At 69.1% G+C, this 17689-nt stretch carries 13 protein-coding genes and 2 tRNA genes; 11 read left to right on the forward strand and 4 right to left on the reverse strand.

What is annotated here, in order from left to right; all coding sequences use genetic code 11:
- Nucleotides 1-64 precede the first annotated feature (64 nt).
- The 6 genes from gyrA (at nucleotide 65) to ABGB10_RS10745 (ending at nucleotide 5638) form a co-directional block, all read left to right on the forward strand.
- On the forward strand, nucleotides 65-2587 hold the full coding sequence (gene gyrA, locus ABGB10_RS10720; RefSeq protein ID WP_347660706.1) for a DNA gyrase subunit A: 2523 nt from the start codon (nucleotides 65-67) through the stop codon (nucleotides 2585-2587).
- Nucleotides 2588-2591: 4 nt separating this feature from the next.
- Nucleotides 2592-3506: a DUF3566 domain-containing protein gene (locus tag ABGB10_RS10725; protein WP_347660707.1), complete on the forward strand. Its 915-nt coding sequence runs from the start codon at nucleotides 2592-2594 to the stop codon at nucleotides 3504-3506.
- A 150-nt stretch (nucleotides 3507-3656) separates the two neighbouring features.
- Nucleotides 3657-3730, forward strand: a tRNA-Ile gene (locus ABGB10_RS10730).
- Nucleotides 3731-3774: 44 nt separating this feature from the next.
- On the forward strand, nucleotides 3775-3903 hold the full coding sequence (locus ABGB10_RS10735; RefSeq protein WP_209444550.1) for a DLW-39 family protein: 129 nt from the start codon (nucleotides 3775-3777) through the stop codon (nucleotides 3901-3903).
- Between the two features lie 43 nt (nucleotides 3904-3946).
- A tRNA-Ala gene (locus ABGB10_RS10740) sits at nucleotides 3947-4022 on the forward strand.
- 1085 nt (nucleotides 4023-5107) lie between these two features.
- Nucleotides 5108-5638, forward strand: coding sequence for a hypothetical protein (locus tag ABGB10_RS10745; protein ID WP_347660708.1), 531 nt, complete (start codon nucleotides 5108-5110; stop codon nucleotides 5636-5638).
- A 1106-nt stretch (nucleotides 5639-6744) separates the two neighbouring features.
- Here ABGB10_RS10745 and ABGB10_RS10750 read toward each other — a convergent pair.
- Entirely contained in the window at nucleotides 6745-7254 is a 510-nt protein-coding gene (locus ABGB10_RS10750; RefSeq protein ID WP_347660709.1) for a hypothetical protein, read from the reverse strand.
- A 265-nt stretch (nucleotides 7255-7519) separates the two neighbouring features.
- On the opposite strand from ABGB10_RS10750, the gene istA reads away from it, so the two are divergent.
- The 4 genes from istA to ABGB10_RS10770 all read left to right on the forward strand — a co-directional run bounded on the left by istA (nucleotide 7520) and on the right by ABGB10_RS10770 (nucleotide 10825).
- Nucleotides 7520-8746 carry an IS21 family transposase gene (istA, locus tag ABGB10_RS10755; protein ID WP_347660710.1) on the forward strand — a complete coding sequence of 409 codons (1227 nt, stop codon included), beginning with the start codon at nucleotides 7520-7522 and terminating at the stop codon, nucleotides 8744-8746.
- Nucleotides 8746-9534, forward strand: a complete 789-nt coding sequence (gene istB / locus ABGB10_RS10760; RefSeq protein WP_347660711.1) for an IS21-like element helper ATPase IstB — start codon at nucleotides 8746-8748, stop codon at nucleotides 9532-9534. The genes istA and istB overlap by 1 nt, the downstream gene beginning before the upstream one ends.
- A gap of 240 nt (nucleotides 9535-9774) precedes the next feature.
- Nucleotides 9775-10083 (forward strand): hypothetical protein, encoded by a 309-nt coding sequence (locus tag ABGB10_RS10765; protein WP_347660712.1) that lies wholly within the window; start codon nucleotides 9775-9777, stop codon nucleotides 10081-10083.
- 160 nt (nucleotides 10084-10243) lie between these two features.
- Complete coding sequence (locus ABGB10_RS10770) at nucleotides 10244-10825, forward strand: dihydrofolate reductase family protein (protein WP_347660713.1); 582 nt, start codon at nucleotides 10244-10246, stop codon at nucleotides 10823-10825.
- Nucleotides 10826-10928: 103 nt separating this feature from the next.
- Here the strand turns inward: ABGB10_RS10770 and ABGB10_RS10775 are convergent, their stop codons facing one another.
- The gene (locus ABGB10_RS10775) at nucleotides 10929-11657 is read right to left on the reverse strand and encodes an LPXTG cell wall anchor domain-containing protein (protein ID WP_347660714.1); all 729 of its coding nucleotides are present in this window, start codon (nucleotides 11655-11657) and stop codon (nucleotides 10929-10931) included.
- A 232-nt stretch (nucleotides 11658-11889) separates the two neighbouring features.
- Nucleotides 11890-12627 carry a VOC family protein gene (locus tag ABGB10_RS10780; RefSeq protein WP_347660715.1) on the reverse strand — a complete coding sequence of 246 codons (738 nt, stop codon included), beginning with the start codon at nucleotides 12625-12627 and terminating at the stop codon, nucleotides 11890-11892.
- Nucleotides 12628-12784: 157 nt separating this feature from the next.
- On the opposite strand from ABGB10_RS10780, the gene ABGB10_RS10785 reads away from it, so the two are divergent.
- A complete protein-coding gene (locus ABGB10_RS10785) occupies nucleotides 12785-13084 on the forward strand; it encodes a hypothetical protein (protein ID WP_347660716.1) in 300 nt (99 codons plus the stop codon).
- Between the two features lie 38 nt (nucleotides 13085-13122).
- Here ABGB10_RS10785 and ABGB10_RS10790 read toward each other — a convergent pair whose 3' ends face one another.
- The gene (locus ABGB10_RS10790) at nucleotides 13123-17583 is read right to left on the reverse strand and encodes an HAD-IC family P-type ATPase (RefSeq protein WP_347660805.1); all 4461 of its coding nucleotides are present in this window, start codon (nucleotides 17581-17583) and stop codon (nucleotides 13123-13125) included.
- Nucleotides 17584-17689: the final 106 nt, after the last annotated feature.

Consider the following 17689-nt stretch of genomic DNA (forward strand, 5'->3'; position numbering starts at 1 on the left):
TGGCCGGTATCCACAGCGGTTATCCACAGCACGAAAACGACACTGAGTCTGATAAGGGTATACAGTGACCGATTCTCCCGAGTCCACACCGAACGAGCCCGAGGTCCCCGCCGAGGCCATCGCCGCGGTGGTTGCGCACGACCGGATCGAACCGGTCGGGCTCGAGGTGGAGATGCAGCGCTCCTACCTCGACTACGCGATGAGCGTCATCGTCGGGCGCGCGCTGCCGGACGTCCGGGACGGGCTCAAGCCGGTCCACCGCAAGATCCTCTACGCCATGTTCGACTCCGGCTACCGGCCGGACCGCGGCTACGTGAAGTGCTCCCGGGTCGTCGGTGACGTGATGGGTCAGTTCCACCCGCACGGCGACTCGGCGATCTACGACGCGCTGGTCCGGATGGCGCAGCCCTGGTCGCTGCGCTACCCGCTGGTCGACGGCAACGGCAACTTCGGCTCGCCGGGTAACGACCCGGCTGCCGCCATGCGATACACCGAGTGCAAGCTCGACCCGCTGGCCATGGAGATGCTGCGGGACATCGACGAGGACACCGTCGACCTGCAGGACAACTACGACGGCCGGGCCAAGGAGCCCACCATCCTGCCGTCGCGGATCCCCAACCTCCTGGTGAACGGCTCCGAGGGCATCGCGGTCGGCATGGCCACCAAGATCCCACCGCACAACCTGCGGGAGATCGGCGCGGCGGTGCAGTGGTGCCTGGAGCACCCGGAGGAGGACGAGGAGACCACCCTCGAAGCCCTCCTCGGCATCGTCAAGGGCCCGGACTTCCCGACCTACGGCCTGATCGTCGGCCAGACCGCGATCCAGGACGCGTACCGCACCGGTCGCGGCTCGATCCGGATGCGCGCCGTGGTGGAGGTCGAGGAGGACAAGCGGGGCCGCCCCTGCCTGGTCGTCAGTGAGCTGCCCTACCAGGTCAACCCGGACAACCTCGCCGAGCGGATCGCCGAGCTGATCAAGGAGGGCAAGCTCGCCGGGATCGCCGACATCCGCGACGAGTCCTCCGGGCGTACCGGCATGCGGATCGTGCTGGTGCTCAAGCGCGACGCGGTCGCGAAGGTCGTGCTGAACAACCTCTACAAGCACACCCAGCTCCAGGAGACCTTCGGCGCCAACATGCTGGCCCTGGTCGACGGGGTGCCGCGCACGCTCAACCTGGCGCAGTTCATCCGCTACTACGTCGAGCACCAGATCGACGTGATCCGCCGGCGGACCGCGTTCCGGCTGCGCAAGGCCGAGGAGCGGGCGCACATCCTGCGCGGTCTGGGCAAGGCGCTGGACGCGCTGGACGAGGTCATCGCGCTGATCCGGCGTTCGCCTACCGTGGACGACGCCCGCCAGGGCCTGATCCGGCTGCTGGACATCGACGAGATCCAGGCGACCGCGATCCTGGACATGCAGCTGCGCCGGCTCGCCGCCCTGGAGCGGCAGCGGATCGTGGACGACCTGGCCAAGCTCGAGATCGAGATCGCCGACCTCAAGGACATCCTCGCCAAGCCGGAGCGGCAGCGGAAGATCGTCTCGGAGGAGCTCGGCGAGATCGTCGCCAAGTGGGGCGACGACCGGCGGACGCAGATCATCCCGTTCGACGGCGAGGTCTCGATGGAGGACCTCATCGCCCGCGAGGACGTGGTCGTCACGATCACCCGGACCGGGTACGCCAAGCGGACCAAGGTCGATCTCTACCGCTCGCAGCGGCGCGGCGGCAAGGGCGTCAGTGGCGCTACGCTGCGGCAGGACGACATCGTCAGCCACTTCTTCGTCTGCTCGACCCACGACTGGATCCTGTTCTTCACGAACAAGGGTCGTGTCTACCGGGCCAAGGCGTACGAGTTGCCGGAGGCCAGTAGGGTAGCCAAGGGCCAACACGTGGCCAACCTGCTCGCCTTCCAACCGGACGAGCAGATAGCGCAGATCATTGAGATCCCGAACTACCAGGTAGCCCCCTATCTGGTACTGGCCACGAAGAACGGCCTGGTGAAGAAGACGCGGCTCGAGGAGTTCGACTCCAACCGTTCCGGCGGCATCATCGCGATCAACCTGCGCGATGAGGACGAGCTGGTCGGTGCTGCGCTGGTTGCGCCGGAGAACGACCTGCTGCTGGTCTCGAAGAAGGCACAGGCGATCCGGTTCAACGCCTCGGACGACGCGCTGCGGCCGATGGGCCGGGCCACCTCGGGCGTGATCGGCATGCGCTTCACGGACGACGACGTCCTGCTCGCCATGGAGGTCGTGCGGGACGGTCTGGACGTTCTGGTGGCCACGAACGGGGGATACGCGAAGCGCACCCCGATCGAGGAATACCCGGTGCAGGGCCGGGGAGGTAAGGGCGTGTTGACTGCGAAGATCACCGAACGGCGCGGTGGTCTGGTCGGCGCGGTGGTGATCGATCCGGACGACGAGCTGTTCGCGATCACCAGCAATGGTGGTGTCATTCGGACTCCGGTGAAGCCTGTACGCCGTACGCGCGACCGGAACACAATGGGGGTCAAGCTGATGGACCTCCCGGACGGCGTGACTATCGTGGCGATTGCTCGCAATGCCGACGAGCCTGACGAACAGGACTAGTTGAATGACGGAGACACAGGCGAAGTCGGGGAACACGGGGACCTCGGCCAACCCGGTCGACGAGGAGGCCGCCAAGGGCGGCACACCAGCGACCGGCCGCGCGGCCGTGGGCCGGGCGACGGTCCCCGCCGACGCGCCTGCCCCGAAATTCACCAGGGCTCCGGGCATGACACCCCCGCCGGAGCCGCAAGCTGAGGACGCTGGGTCGGCCGACAAGACCGAGTCCTCCGGCACCGATGCGCCGACGTCGTCCACCGCCGCCACCCCCTCGGGTTCGGCGACGGCGGCTTCGGCCCGTCCGGCGACCACCCAGCCGATCAACGTGCGGCCCGGTCCGGCGGCGTCGACCGGGTCGACCGGCACCCAACCGCGGATCACACCGGGCATGACCCAGCCACAGCCCGAGACGGCCCGTACCGCCGCTGCCGGCCGCCCGGCCAGCGGCGGCGGTCTGCCACCGGGCATCGGCAACGCGTCCGCCGTCGGGGCCGCCCGCGTCGGTGACGCGGTGCGTGCTGCGCGTACCTCGGTCAGCTCGGCCGCCTCCCGCGGACCGCGCCGGGCCCGGCTGAACCTGAAGCGGATCGACCCGTGGTCCGTGATGAAGTTCGCGTTCGCCGTCTCGGTGGTGCTCTTCATCGTCGTGGTGGTCGCCACGTCGGTGCTCTACCTGGCGTTGGACGCGATGGGTGTGTTCCAGAGCGTCAACGAGAGCCTGAGTGACCTGGTGAACGCCGGCGGTGGGCAGAGCACCAGCGGCTTCCAGATCACCGCCAAGGGCGTGATCCTCAGCTCGGCGCTGATCGGCCTGGTCAACGTGGTGTTGTTCACCGCGCTGGCCACGCTGGGAGCGTTCGTCTACAACGTCTGCGCCGACCTGGTCGGCGGGATCGAGCTGACCCTCGCCGAGCGGGACTGAGCGACCGGGACGCCGGGGCACCGCGCAAAGCGGTCGCTCCGGCGTCCCGTACTCAGGTAGGTTTTGCAGGCGTCGACGGACTGGCTCGTCCGGCTGGACCCCGATTTGGGGCTGGCTGAGTGGATGGGTTAATCTTGCTCGTCGCAACGCGGGGCTATAGCTCAGTCGGTTAGAGCGCAGAGCTGATAACTCTGAGGTCGATGGTTCGATTCCATCTAGCCCCACCGCACGGTCGTCCGACGTTAGTCGAGCACGAGGGGTCGCCCCAATGTTCAAGAAGCTGCTGATTCTGGCTGGCGTCGTCGGCGTGGCTGCCGTCGTGTTCAACAAGATCAAGGCCTCGAACGACGAGCGTGCCCTGTGGCACGAGGCGACCACCGCGCCCGACCTGCGCTGACGTCCGGCCGGGCGACGAGCGTTCGACGCCCGCGCCCACGCACGGGGCCCTAGCTCAACTGGCAGAGCACTGCCTTTGCAAGGCAGGGGTTAGGGGTTCGAGTCCCCTGGGCTCCACCACACACAGCCTGTGAGCTGCACCGGAGCTAGGTTCGAGATCATCCGGCACAAACCGGGAATGATCTTCCCTCGGTCGACATCTACCGGCGGTGCGCCGCAGCCCGCAGGACATCACCGATGACACCGCGCCGCCGCTCTCGGCGAGGCCACCAGTGGACGTAGGTCTCCAAGGTGATCCGTAGCGTCTGGTGACGCAGGAGCCGTTGCACGTCCTGTGGTTCGGCGTGATGGTGATTAGCGTCGTGGCGAAGAAGTGCCGCAGCGCGTGAAACCCTCCCTGCTTCTTGGGCCATCCCGCCTTGTCCCGCCACTTGACCCAATCGTTCGACCAGGTCCGGTCCGTGAACGGATTCCCTCGCGTGGTCGTGAACAACAGTGGCACCGAGCGGCGGACCGGGTCGCCGGAGGTTATGTCGACCATCTCGACCTCGACCGGTGGGAAGTCGCGGACGTGAGTTTCGAGCGCTTCCCGCACGGCCTGGTCCAGGTCAAGGCGGCCCTAGACGGGCCGCACGCGCCGCCGCCTGGGCGCGCGTCCGTCGCTCCGCTGGTGCTCCGACTCCGGCCACGCAACACGCCCGGCGGCTGGCGCGGAAGCGGAAAGCCCGGTGGGCCGCCCGCAGAAGGAAAGGCCGTTGACCGATGAGGGGTGGGCCGGCAGCCGGGCCGCGCGGCCACGAGCCCGCGCGGCGTAGGAGAGCGCACGCCGGCCGCGTCGGCGAGCCGGCGGCGGTCGCGGGGTTGCGGTTACTGCCTCTCCGGCGGGGGCGCTCCGGCTCCAGGATGGCCGGGGCTCCATCGGCGCGTCACGGTCCGTGAGTGGTTGCGGTAGCCATCCCGCCTGCCATCGACCCGGGGCAAGCCGAGCAGACCACCGCTCAGCCCGTCAGCGTCCGAACGGGCGTCAAGGCCGTCTTGACGTGGCGGGCCGGGCGGCGGTCCGCTCCCAGGAGGGCGGGTCGATGGCAGACGGGATGGCAGGGTCCGCCGTGGTCGAGGCGTCAACGCCCGGCGGACTCAAGCACCCTTGAGGATATGGTCAACCATCGAGGAGCAAGGCAGGCAACCCGACAAGGAGAGCGTTCGTGCAGCGTCCCGGTCGAGTTCCCACTATCGCGCTGACCGTTGTTGCCACGTTGGGGCTCATCGCTGCGACCGGCTGGTGGGCCGTGACAAGCTACGTCGATGCCTTCGTCTATCCCGGTGGCCCTTGCTCAGATGTAGAGGCACGGCTGACGGATGAGCTGAGGTTCGATCCCATGCTGGTTCAAGCTTTCCCAGATTCGAAGCTGCAGACGGCGGACAGTTTCGAACCCTGCAGGGGGTGGGGTAGCAACTACTGGGGCGGGGCGTTTGTTACTCGCTCCCATACGAAGACGCCCCCGCCAGGGGACACCTCCGTCGAAGGCTTCTACGCCTCGTTGGGCAATGCCAACGGCTGGCACATGACCCTTGACGGCACAAGCCGAAGCGTCTGCGGGAAGAAAAGCTTCGGCGACCAAGTGGTCACCTTCAACCTGGAGTTTCAGCGATCGTCACCGACTATATCGACGGGCTACACAGCCAGCTTGCTCTACGCAGGGCAGCGACAGCCGGTGAACGAGTGCAGTGAGTGACTAGCTGAGTGACAGCCACGACGGTCCAGCACGGACAGCCATGGACGCAAGTGGACTGTCACAGCTGTTCAGCCCTGGCGTCTAAGCAGGCCAGCCCGCCACCATGGTTCTTTCGGAACGAAGAAGTCAAGCTCCGCCAGCGATGCTGCCGGCGGAGTTGACATCCATAAGAGCATCGGGGGATGGACAGCAGCTAGCGAGGTGGGAAGTACCGGAGCAGGTGCGTCAATCCCAGCCGCTCTAGGTACTCGCGCATCACCCAGGGGGGCGGCTGATTGCTGCGATAGGCGTTCCCGCAGGGGCCGGTGCATAGACCGCCGCCAGGTCCCGTGTAGAGGCCGCCGCCAGGTCCGGTGGACTGGCCGCCTCTCAGCCCAGTCGAGAGGCCGCCACCAGGCCCCGTGGATAGGCCGCCTCTCGGTCCAGTTGAAGGCCACCACCCGGGCCGGTCGACATTCCACCACCCGGGCCGGTCGACACTCCACCACCCGGGCCGGTCGACATTCCACCACCCGGGCCGGTCGACAACCCTCCACCTGGGCCGATCGATGCTCCACCACGAGGCCTGGTGGAGAGACCCCCACCGGGACCGGTGTAAAGACCGCCACCAGGCCCCGTGTATCGATCGCGAGGCCATGTATTTGTACTCATGGCTGGAGGATAGGACCGGGGGGTGACACTGCGCCTCAGGAAAATCATCGGGCACAAATCCGGCACATCCGACAGCGGCAAGACATGCGAAGCGTTGAGCGACACCGAGGAACGCGAACCAGGTCAGAGGGGTGACCGGTCCGCTTTCGGTGGATCTGCCGCCGCCAGCCGGGTTAGGGGTTCGAGTCCCCTGGGCTCCACCACACACAGCGCCGGTTGACATTCCGCAGCTCCATCGCGGTGCCGATGGTGCTGGCGAAGACCAAGCCCAGATGCGACCACACCTCCCGCCGCGAGCCGTTCCTTGGCCTGGCCCACACGCTGTGCGTTCAGGACCCCGGACGGCAGGGCCGTTCGTCCGGTAGGGCGCTCCACCTTGTCCCCCCGTCCAGGGAGGCCGGAAGGTCTACGACCGCCCGACGAGGAGATCCGCCGACTACCGCAAGCGCCCTACGTCAAGCCGACGACTCGTCGTCAGGCCATAGCTCAACGGCGCGATTGGCAGCATCGATCATCGGCCGAGCGTCGACGGTTACGCGGGACTCCGGAATCTTGAAGGCCGGCCACTCGCAGACGAAAGTCAACGGCCCCGGCGGTGGTAGCGGCCAGAGCCAGTAGCGCATGTCGTTCCGTCGGTTGGTCCCACTGCCGCCTTGGTGCAGGAGCACCGGTGTAGCGGGTTCGGGCATATGCGCCAACGGCGGTCGGGCCAGGTTCGTGGCAACCCGTCCGTCAGAGAACTGCACGCCGAATCGAAGGATCTCATCCGGCAACGGCCCAGCGCCGAAGCGCCTGATGCCGTGCGGTGGTCCCGGATCGAACGGTCGGCCGACACGCTCACGGCGCAGCACGGCGGTGAGAGTGAACTCGAATCCGGTAGGAAATGCCAGCAGGCGGGTGACGGCAACTGCAGCGTCAGGAGTGCGTGCCAACAGGACTTCGTAGGGTATGGCGCCGGCCAGCATCCCCTCAGGCTCCATCCATTCAGGCCGAGGCGGCCGGGGTGGCTCGGGTTGCGGCTCCAATACGGGTAGGAGGTCGTCGAAGAATCCCATCGAGAAATTTTGCCATGGACGAGGAGGCCAACGCGCTCATGAGGGTGGCCCGCCAGCGGGCCGCGCTCGGCCTGCTTGCGGTGCAACGGCCGGCGCGCCGGCCGATGTCGGCTCCGCCTGAAAACTGACCCCGTGGTTCCGGCTGAATTTTGACCCCTTCCGGAAGCATCGGGAGGTGCTGAGCGTGGAGGACTGGGCGGAGATCCGTCGGTTGCATCGGGCGGAGCGGATGGCGATCAAGGCCATCTGCCGTCGGTTGGGTGTCTCGCGGAACACGGTGCGCAAGGCCTTGGCGAGTCATGAGCCGCCCCGTTATCAGCGGGCGGCGAAGGGCTCGATCGTGGACTCAGTCGAGCCGCAGATCAGGGCGTTGTTGGCGGAGTTCCCGGACATGCCCACGACGGTGATCATGGAGCGGGTCGGGTGGGCCCGCGGTAAGACGGTGTTCGCCGATCGGGTGCAGCAGCTGCGGCCGTTGTTCCGCCGTCCGGACCCGGCTCAGCGGACGGAATATCTGCCGGGAGAGCTGGCGCAGTGTGATCTGTGGTTCCCGCCTGCGGACGTGCCGTTGGGCTTCGGGCAGGTCGGCAGGCCGCCGGTGCTGGTGATGGTGTCCGGGTATTCGCGGTGGCTGTCGGCGGCGATGATCCCGTCGCGGCAGTCGGCGGACCTGCTGGTCGGGCACTGGACGCTGATCTCCGGCTGGGGGCGGGTGCCCAAGGCGTTGGTGTGGGACAACGAATCAGCGGTCGGGCAGTGGCGGGCCGGCAGGCCTCAGCTGACGGAGGCGATGAACGCCTTCCGCGGCACCCTCGGCATCAAGGTGATCCAGTGCCGGCCAGCGGACCCGGAATCGAAGGGCCTGGTCGAGCGGGCCAACGGCTATCTGGAGACCTCGTTTCTGCCCGGGCGCCGGTTCACCTCACCGCAGGACTTCAACACCCAGCTTGCTGAGTGGTTGGTGCGGGCGAACAACCGCCAGCACCGGATGCTGGGCTGCCGGCCAGCTGAGCGGTGGGACGCTGATCGGCAGGTGATGCTGGCGCTGCCGCCGGTCGCGCCGGTGGTCGGTTGGCGGCAGACCACACGGCTGCCTCGGGATCATTACGTGCGCTTGGACGGCAACGACTACTCGGTGCATCCCTCGGTGGTCGGGCGGCGGATCGAGGTCACCGCCGACTGCGACCAGGTGACGGTGTTCTACGACGGCCGACTCGTGGCCCGGCATGACCGTTGCTGGGCCAAGCATCAGAGCATCACCGATCCCGCCCACCGGCAAGCCGCCGTCGACCTACGCATGGCCGCCCGACGCACTCCGGCGACTGCCGTCGACGCCCAGGTCGAACGCCGGCCGTTGAGCGACTACGACCGCATGTTCGGCCTTGATGAGGTGGCTGCGTGATGGCCGCCAAGACCAGTCGCAACGTCGTCTCGGAGATCGCGTTCCTCACCCGCGCCCTGAAGGCGCCGTCTCTGGCCGCCGCCGTCGAGAGGCTGGCGGAGCGGGCCCGGGCCGAGTCGTGGACGCATGAGGAGTTCCTCGCCGCCTGCCTGCAACGTGAAGTGGCTGCCCGGGAGGCCCACGGCGGTGAGGGCCGTATCCGGGCCGCGAGGTTCCCGGCCCGCAAGAGCCTGGAGGAGTTCGACTTCGAGCACCAGCGGTCGTTGAAGCGGGAGACGATCGCCCACCTCGGCACTCTCGACTTCGTGGCGTCGAAGGAGAACGTCGTCTTTCTCGGCCCGCCCGGCACCGGCAAGACCCACCTGTCCATCGGCCTCGGGATCCGGGCCTGCCAGGCCGGACACCGGGTCGCGTTCGCCACCGCCGCCCAATGGGTGTCCCGCCTCGCCGACGCCCACCACGCCGGCCGTCTCCAAGACGAGCTGGTCAAACTCGGCCGTATCCCGCTGCTGATCGTCGACGAGGTCGGCTACATCCCCTTCGAAGCCGAAGCCGCGAACCTGTTCTTCCAGTTGGTCTCCAACCGCTACGAACGAGCGAGCCTGATCGTCACCAGCAACAAGCCCTTCGGCCGGTGGGGCGAAGTCTTCGGCGATGACGTGGTGGCCGCCGCCATGATCGACCGCCTTGTTCACCACGCCGAGGTCATCTCCATGAAGGGCGACAGCTACCGGCTCAAAGACCGCGACCTCGGCCGCGTTCCCGCAGCCACCAAGACCAACGACTGAACATCAACAACCAGCGAGGGGGTCAAAATTCGGCCGGAACAGAGGGGTCAAGGTTGAGCCGGCGTTGACAGCCGACAGTCGCAGACGCGCCAGGTGCCCGGCCGTTGCCTCCGCCCGGACTCACGGTGGAGATGGGCTTGAAGCGCAGGAACAGGGCCTTGCCCACGCCGGCTGACAGCAGCCTTGATCTTTTGCAGGACGAGAGCACCTATGATCGGTGGCCCCCGTCAAGGAGGTCAGATGGAGACATGGCGCTTCGTGGCCGCCGTCACGATGATTTTGACCATGGGCCTCATCGGTGTCGCCCTAGCGACAAACTTTCGAGGCGTGACCGAGTGGCACATGCGCCGGTCGATGGCCACCGCGAGTGTGTTACGGCGAGTTCCGCCGTGGCGCTGGCTTCCGGATGTCCAGTACGACGAGCGTCTGGCGCGGTTCGTTCTGCTGGAGCGGGTAATTGGCGCGATCTTCGCTGCGGCCAGCGTGACGTTCTTGATCGTTCTCGTTCACGGAGTCCTGTCCGGCGAGCCGATGCCGTCGAGCCGATGAGGAAGCTGCGGGTCGGCGATGTCAGTCCGGCGGCGGTTCCCTGCACGAGCATCCCGGCCACGCGCTGGACCGCTGGCCGCTGCCGGCCGACTGATTTCTTACCAGAGCGACAGCTCACGAAACGCTAATTTGGGGGCACCCTAAAGCAGAGGAGAGCCCCGTGGGCAAGGTGGTCATGTACAGCTCGGTGTCGGTGGACGGCTTCGTCGCGGACGAGAATGACCATCCCGGACCGCTGTTCGAATGGTTGACCAGTGGTGACGTCCCGTTGGACGAGAGCGGCGAGGTGAAGGTGTCGCAGACGTCCTACGACTACACCCGGCCGTACTGGGACCAGATCGGGGCGACGATCGTCGGCCGTCACGTCTTCGACCTGACGGACGGCTGGGACGGGAAGCCTCCGGGCGGGATCGACCACGTGGTCGTCGTGACGCACCGGCCGGAGCCCGAGGGCTGGGACCCCGAGGCGCCGTTTCACTTCGTCGACGGCGTCGAGGCAGCCGTGGCCAAGGCGCAGGAGCTTGCGGGTGACCGCGTGGTCGAGGTCGCCGCTGGCGACGTCGGTGGCCAGGTGCTCGCCGCGGGCCTGGTCGACGAGGTGCGCATGGACGTCGTGCCCGTCGTGTTCGGGTCCGGCAAGCGCTACTTCGGGTCGGTCGACGCGCAGCACCTGTTGGAGGATCCGGACGTGATGATTCAGGGCAACCGGGTGCTTCACCTGCGCTATCGGGTGCGCCGTTGACCGGCCAGAGCGGCAGTGGACGGGCCGACCGGTGGGACTGTGGTGGTAGCGCAAAGAGAGCGCCCGGCTCGATGAGGCATCGAGCCGGGCGAGTCGGGTGGAGCTATGCGACGAAGCGGGAACGGCGTCGGCGTCCGATCAGGTAGCCGGCGCCGCCGAGGAGCAGAAGCGCACCGCCAACGCTGACCACGGTCGCGGTGTTGGCACCGGTCAGGGGCAGTCCGCCGCCGTCGCCGCCGGAGGCGCCCAGGCTCACGGAGGGAGCAGGCGTCGGCGCATCGGTCGGCGTGACGCTGGGCGTGGCGCTCGGCGTCACGCTGGGCGTGACGCTTGGCGTCGGGGTGGGCTGGGACGCGCAGTCAAGCGCACGTGCGGCGTACACACCGTCGTTCAGGTAGGCCAGGTAGACGTCGGTGCTCGCGTCGTTGAGCACCTTCTGCGCGGCAGCCTCCACGTTGGTGCCAGCGTTCGTCAACGTCCGAACCACCGTGACCCGCAGAGCCGTCGACCAGACTTTCTGCACGTCCGACTTGAGGAATGCCCGGAGTTCATCCGGGGTGCCCTTCAGTCGCTCCTGAATAACGTCTGGCAGAACGGGCAATGCGTCGACGTCTGCCGCGTGGAGGATCTGGGCGGTCAACACCCGAAGCTGCTGGTCACTAGCGGTGTCCAGGTCGATGGTGACGAGCTTGCGGATGTCCTGGTAAACCTTGCGCTCGACCGTCTGGCAGGTCTCGTTCAGCCCGGGCGATTCGAGCTGAGCAGCCGCCGGTGCCGCCGGAACCAGAAAGGCCAGCGCTATCAGGGCGCCGGCCGGGATCTTCCATCGCATGTGGATATTCCTCCCCCGTTGTAGATCAAAGCATGGAGATGTTAGCCGCCCGTGGGATCACAAGTGGTCCCCGATGTCTCAGCGCCCACACGGCGACGGCGCCGAGCGGGACGAGCAGCAGCGCCCGGTACAGGTCGCCGATGGCCGCTCCAGCCGCCACCGCGAGCGGAGGCGTCGACCGGCGGCTCATCTCCGACGGCGGCGCGATGCGGGGTACGGACGAAGGCTCAGGTCAGGCAGGGGTGAGGAGGCAGAATTCGTTGCCTTCCGGGTCGGCCAGGACCTTCCACGGAATGTCGTCCTGGCCCAGGTCGATCACGGTGGCACCGAGAGCGCTCAGTCTGGTCGCCTCGGCTTCCAGGTCGTCCCCCGGGTACGGGCGGACGTCGAGATGGACGCGGTTCCACCCGGTCTTCTCGTCGGGTGTCCGGACGAACTCCAGGTATGGTCCGACGCCCTTGGCGGAGCGCAGCACCGCCTGACGGTCGGTCACCTCGTGCAGAATCCAGTCCGTGGCCTGTCCCCAGAACTGGGCCATGGCACGCGGATCCGCGCAGTCGACCACGACCGCGGCGATCGGTCCGGTGTCCCGGTAGATCGCTCGGGGTTCCAACACGCAGAACTCGTTGCCCTCCGGGTCGGCCAGGACCGTCCATGGGACGTCGCCCTGGCCCACGTCGGCAGGTGTCGCACCGAGATCCGTCAGGCGCGCGACGACCTGCGCCTGATGGGCAGCCGAGGTGGTGGCGAGGTCGACGTGCACCCGGTTCTTCACCGTCTTGGGTTCGGAGGAGACGACGAGGTCGATGCAGACAGCGACAGGGTCGGGGTAGACGAAGCCCTCGGGTTCGAGGTTGGTCACGCCGGGTTCCTCGCTGGAAACTCCCCAGCCGAGCGCCTCCGCCCAGAAACCGCCCAGCGCGGAGTCGTTTCGAGCCTTCATGTTGATCTGCACCAGCCGGGTTGCCATGCCGACGATGCTAGAGCTTGTTTCGCGTCGACAGTAGCGACTAACGCCCTGAGCACATCGAGTTGGCCGGGAAGGCGATGAGAGGGGAAGTGCCTCTCCCCAGGCCGCTCCGGTAATGACCTGTCGGGTCGTGCATCGCACTTGTCATGATCAGCGGATGGATGAGCAGCGAACCCCCGTCACCGTGCATATCTACTGCCGGATCGAGGTGGTCGTCACCGACCCCGCGGCGGTCACCGGTCACGCGATCGCCGACCTGCGGGCCGCTGACATCGACTGGTCCGAAGAGGAGGACGATCTCGAAACGGCCGTCGAGGAACTACGGTCGGACCTCGTCACCGCGTTGGCGGGTGTGGTGGACATCAGCCAGCTCGGCGACGGCATCCCGGGGGTGGAGTTCCGCGGTGGTCTGTGTTGGGCCGAGCAGGGTCCGGCCCGGGACCCCTTCCGTGCCTAACGGCGATGACGGCACGCCGGCCGGTACGGCGGCGTTGGTCAATCCGTGCGCTCGACCTCGGGCGAGGGCTGGGCGGTGTCGGGTCGTGCCTCCGGTAGGTGTTCCACCAGCTTGGTGAGCGCGCCGTTGGCGAAGGTGGCACCGAGCGCCGAGCCGGCCCCGATGGTCCAGCCCACCGGCCCGAGCGGGGTACAACCGAAGAACTGGCTCACGCCTGGCGTCTGCACCACCACGACCAGCACCCCCAGCGACGCGGCCGTGGACGCCAGCACCGTCGGGCTGGTGCCCCCGGCCAGGATGGTCTGCCCGAGCTGGGTGCCGACCAGGGACACCAGGGCGACGGTTCCGGCCCGCTGACGACGTCCGGTGTAGCGGGCCAACGTCCAACCCACGGTCGCGCCCAGCGTGGTGGCTGTCGCCCGCAGTCCGATTTCCCTGGTGAGGCTCTCCCCGAGCGCCGCGTCCGGGCCCTCCCGGAGCAGCCTGTCGGTACGGTCCGACGCGGGTGGCCGGACCGCGATGGCCAGCGCCGGCGCCAGGTCGGTGAGCAGGTTGACCAGCAGCAGTTGTCGCCCGGTGAGCGCGGAACGACCGGTCGCCGCGGCGGTGAGCACGCTGAACGCGATCTCGCCCAGGTTGCCGCCGACCAGGATGCTGAGGGCGTGGCGCACCGACGACCACATCGCCCGCCCCTCCACCAGCGTGGCGATGATGGTCTCCAACCGGTCGTCGGTGACCACCAGGTCGGCGGCGGCGCGCGCCGCGGGGGTGCCCCGTTGACCGAGGGCGATGCCGACGTCGGCCAGCCGGATCGCCGGAGCGTCGTTGGCCCCGTCGCCGGTCATCGCGACGGTTCGCCCGCACTTCTGCAACGCCTGGATGATCCGCACCTTGTGGGCCGGCGTGCAGCGAGCCACCACGTCGGTGTCGGCCAGTCGGTCGGCGAGCGCGTCGTCCTCCAGTTGGTCGAGTTCACCGGCGGTGACGACGCGCTGCTCGTCGTGATCGCTGATGGTGGCGGCGATCGCCTCGGCGGTGGCCGGATGATCGCCGGTGATCATGATGGTGTGTACGCCGGCCTGCCGGATCCGACGCACCGCCGGGGCGGCGCTCTCCCGAACCCCGTCCGCGAGGGCCAGGAAGCCCACGAAGGTCAGCCCTCGCACGTCGGAGTCGGTCACCTTCGGGTCGTCCACCGGGCATTCCGCGACGGCCAGGATTCGGTTCCCCGCCCCGGCCCGGTCGGCGAGCATCCGCTCCAGCTCCGCGCGCCCGGCGTCGTCCAGCGGCTGCTGACTGCCGTCCATGCGCCGGGCCGAACAGCGCGGCAGCACCGTCTCCGGAGCACCCTTGACACTCAACAGCAGGTGGCCGTCGGTTTCGCCGATGCTCGCGTGGTAGCCGCGGGACGGCTCGAACGGAAGCCCGCCGGCGGCCCGCCAACCGGGAGCGCCGGTCTGCTCCACCACCCCGGCCTCCCCGGCACCCCGCCGGACCGCCCGGTCGGTCTGCAACGCCAGCTCCTCCGGGTTCGCCGCGGCGGGAGTGGCCCGCAGCGCGGCGGCCAGCGTCAACTGGAGGCGGTCGTCCAGCCGGTCAACCGGGGCGTACCGGTCGCCGGCGCTGTCACCGACACCGGCCAGCAGCAACTTCCCCTCGGTGAGAGTGCCGGTCTTGTCGAAGCAGAGCACGTCCACCCGGCCCAGCGCCTCGATGGTGCGCGGGTTGCGGACCAACGCGCCGTGCTCGGCGAGACGTCGGGCGGCGGCCAGCTGCGCCGCACTCACCAGGAACGGCAGCCCCTCCGGCACCGACGCCACGGCGAGGTTCGCGGCGGTCGCCGCCGTTTCGGCCAGGGGTACGCCCCGAAGCAGCCCCGCGCCCGCCACCGCCACCGCGGAGCCGGCGGCCAACGGGATGGCCGCGCTGGTCAACGAGCCGAGTCGGGCTTCCACTCCACTGGCCGGTGGAGCCTGCTTGACCAGGGCGAGGCTACGGCCGGATTCGGTGTCCGAGCCGGTCGCGACCACCACGGCAGTGCCATGCCCGGCGGCGACGGTCGTTCCCTCGTAGAGCATCGAGTGTCGGTCCGCGATCGCGGCGGCCACCACCGGCCGGTTGGACTTCGCGACCGGCAACGACTCACCGGTCAGCGACGATTCGTCCGCCTCCAGGCCCACCGATTCGAGCACCCGGCAGTCGGCGGGTACCGAGTCGCCCGGTTCGAGGGAGATGACGTCTCCGAGGACCAGGTCTCCGGCCGCGACCACCTGTTCGGCGCCGTCGCGACGGACCCGTGCGGTCACCGCCGAGCGGGACAGCAACTCCGCCAGGGACCGTTCCGTGTTCCGTTCGTGTACCGCGCCGATCAGCGCGGAACCACCGACCACGCTGCCCACCAGCGCGGCGTCGACCAACGATCCGAACGACGCGGAGAGCACCGCCCCGGCCACCAGCACCGGGGTGAGCGGGTTGGACAGCTCCTCCACGAAGGCACGCAGCAGCCCTCCGCTCCCCGGTCCGGCATCACCGTTTCCGCTGGCTCCCTGGTGCCGGCGCTGCGCCTCCGTGCTGGCCAGACCGTCCGGCGTGGTGCGCAGGTGGTCGAGCACGGTGCCGACGGGCATCAGGTGCCAGGCGGTCGTGACCGGCGCCGGGGTGTCCGACTGGTCGTGCAACCGACGGGCCTGCCACACCCCGTTCGCGAAGGCCAACCCGGCCGCGCCGTTCACCGCGACGAGCGAGCGGCCGGGCAGCTCGGTCGGCGGGGCCGTGAACGCGCCCAGCGCCCCGAGACCGGTGCCGGCCATGGCCAGTCGGATGTTCTGCTGGGCCGTACGCCGAGCCACCCCGGTCGCCTCGATCACCAGGGCCACCACCCGCAGGTCGGAACCGACCAGCAGATGCGCGCCCCACGGCGGCAGGTCCTCCGGCGCGGCGAACCCGAGACCGCAGTCGGATGCGCCGAGGGCCTTGCGGTCTGCGGAAACGAGCATCACCACCGCGCCGTCGCGCTGCAACGCGCGTACCGACTCGGCCAGCCGGTCCCCGCCGGGCAGCATCGCGTCGGCGAATCCGTACCGCTGCTCGTCACCGCCCGCCACGACCAGCCGCAGGCCGGCCTGCCGCGCGGCGGCCGGCAGCCCGGCGACACCGGGTGCGGGTTCCGGCTCGACCCGCAACAGGGCGGCGAGTCGGTCACCGTGGGCGAGGCCGAGCAGTTTCCCGCCGGCCGAGCGCAGCCGGTCGCCGTCCGGGACGTTGCCGGGATCGTGAGCGGGCATCTGGTCCAGCGGTCCGAGCTGCCAGCCGTCCGCCGTCCGGGAGGCGGCCGGATCGTCGGGGTCGAACAGCGCGAAGGCCCGCTCCGCCACCTGGTCGACGTCCGCTCCGGTCGCCGGTGCCAGATCGGCCAGTACGCCCCGATCCGAGCCGAGCACCGCGGCGTCCAGCACGAGCGTGTCGATCCGGTCCAACTCCCGCAGCACACTGCGGTCCATCGCGATCACCCCGCGCCGGGCCAGCATCCTGCCGAGCTGGGCGGCGTACCCCTCGCGTCCGCTGCCGGGCGCCTTCGGCAGCGCGGACAGGCCCAGCGCGGCGGCCCGCTTGCGCCCGGCGAAGGGCACCGCCGCCGCACCGGCCGCCGTGCCAGCGGCGAGCATCCGATTGATGTACCGCTCGACCGGGCCGTGCGGCTTCGGTCGGGGACGGTCGGCCACCGGCCACCGGGCGACGGCACGCTCGGGGTCGCCGGTCAACCGCGGTTCGGCGCTCTCCCAGGCGGAAAGCTGGGCCCGGTCCTCGCCCCACTGCACGAGCCGTTGGGCGCCGTCGAGGACGATCCCGGTCCAGCGGCCGGTCAGGCCCTGCACCACCGCCTCGACCAGGGGAAAGAGGACCTCCGCGCGCGGGTCGGAGCGCAACGTCTTGCCGAGCAACGCGTGCAGCTTCGGTTGCAGGTCGACCGCCGACAGCGCGCCGGCCACCTCACCGGGCAACGGTGCGAACGGCAGGATCCGGGTGGCCGCCCAGAGGGTCAGACCCAGCGCGTCCGAGGCGAGCGCGCCGAGGGTGCGCGGGTTGTGAGGGCCCTCCTCGGGCGGATGTGGGGGCGGGATCTCGGGGTCGGGCTCGTGGTCGCAGGTTTGCTCGACCCGGCTGATCGTGGCGATGAGGTCAGCCAGATCCGGTTCGGGGGCCTGCACGGCCACCACCACCCGCCCGGATGGGGCGTTCACCCTGGCCCAGGCCACCCCGGGCATCCGCTCCAGCGCACCCTCCACCTGCCGGGCGAGCTTGTCGCCGCCGTCCTGGCACACGCCGTGCACCTCGATGTGGTGCCGACCGGGCCGGGACCAGACCCGACGCCGGGCGAGCCCGACCGACCGGGCCAGCCGGGTCGCGGCCGACCCGAGGGTCCGGGACGCCTCGCCGACCAGGTTCGGCACGCCGAAGGACGGCAGGATGCGGCCGGCAGCGCGGCCCGCCGCCGTCATCGAGGCGTACGGCTGGACGGGCGCCGGCCCGGCTCCCTGTTGCTGTTGGTCCTGACCTTCGCCATCTCGTCCTCCCACCGCCGCACGTCCGGCGGCCTGGCTTCCC

It is taken from the genome of Micromonospora sp. B9E7 (assembly GCF_039871815.1).
In the GTDB taxonomy this organism is placed as follows: domain Bacteria; phylum Actinomycetota; class Actinomycetes; order Mycobacteriales; family Micromonosporaceae; genus Micromonospora.

Excerpts from the sequence above, each read along its gene's own strand:
- ABGB10_RS10725 (WP_347660707.1), top strand. The coding sequence starts at position 2,592 with ATGACGGAGACACAGGCGAAGTCGGGGAACACGGGGACCTCGGCCAAC.
- ABGB10_RS10735 (WP_209444550.1), top strand. The coding sequence starts at position 3,775 with ATGTTCAAGAAGCTGCTGATTCTGGCTGGCGTCGTCGGCGTGGCTGCC.
- ABGB10_RS10750 (WP_347660709.1), bottom strand. The coding sequence starts at position 7,254 with ATGCTGGCCGGCGCCATACCCTACGAAGTCCTGTTGGCACGCACTCCT.
- istB (WP_347660711.1), top strand. The coding sequence starts at position 8,746 with ATGGCCGCCAAGACCAGTCGCAACGTCGTCTCGGAGATCGCGTTCCTC.
- ABGB10_RS10765 (WP_347660712.1), top strand. The coding sequence starts at position 9,775 with ATGGAGACATGGCGCTTCGTGGCCGCCGTCACGATGATTTTGACCATG.
- ABGB10_RS10775 (WP_347660714.1), bottom strand. The coding sequence starts at position 11,657 with ATGCGATGGAAGATCCCGGCCGGCGCCCTGATAGCGCTGGCCTTTCTG.
- ABGB10_RS10780 (WP_347660715.1), bottom strand. The coding sequence starts at position 12,627 with ATGGCAACCCGGCTGGTGCAGATCAACATGAAGGCTCGAAACGACTCC.
- ABGB10_RS10785 (WP_347660716.1), top strand. The coding sequence starts at position 12,785 with ATGGATGAGCAGCGAACCCCCGTCACCGTGCATATCTACTGCCGGATC.
- ABGB10_RS10790 (WP_347660805.1), bottom strand. The coding sequence starts at position 17,583 with ATGACGGCGGCGGGCCGCGCTGCCGGCCGCATCCTGCCGTCCTTCGGC.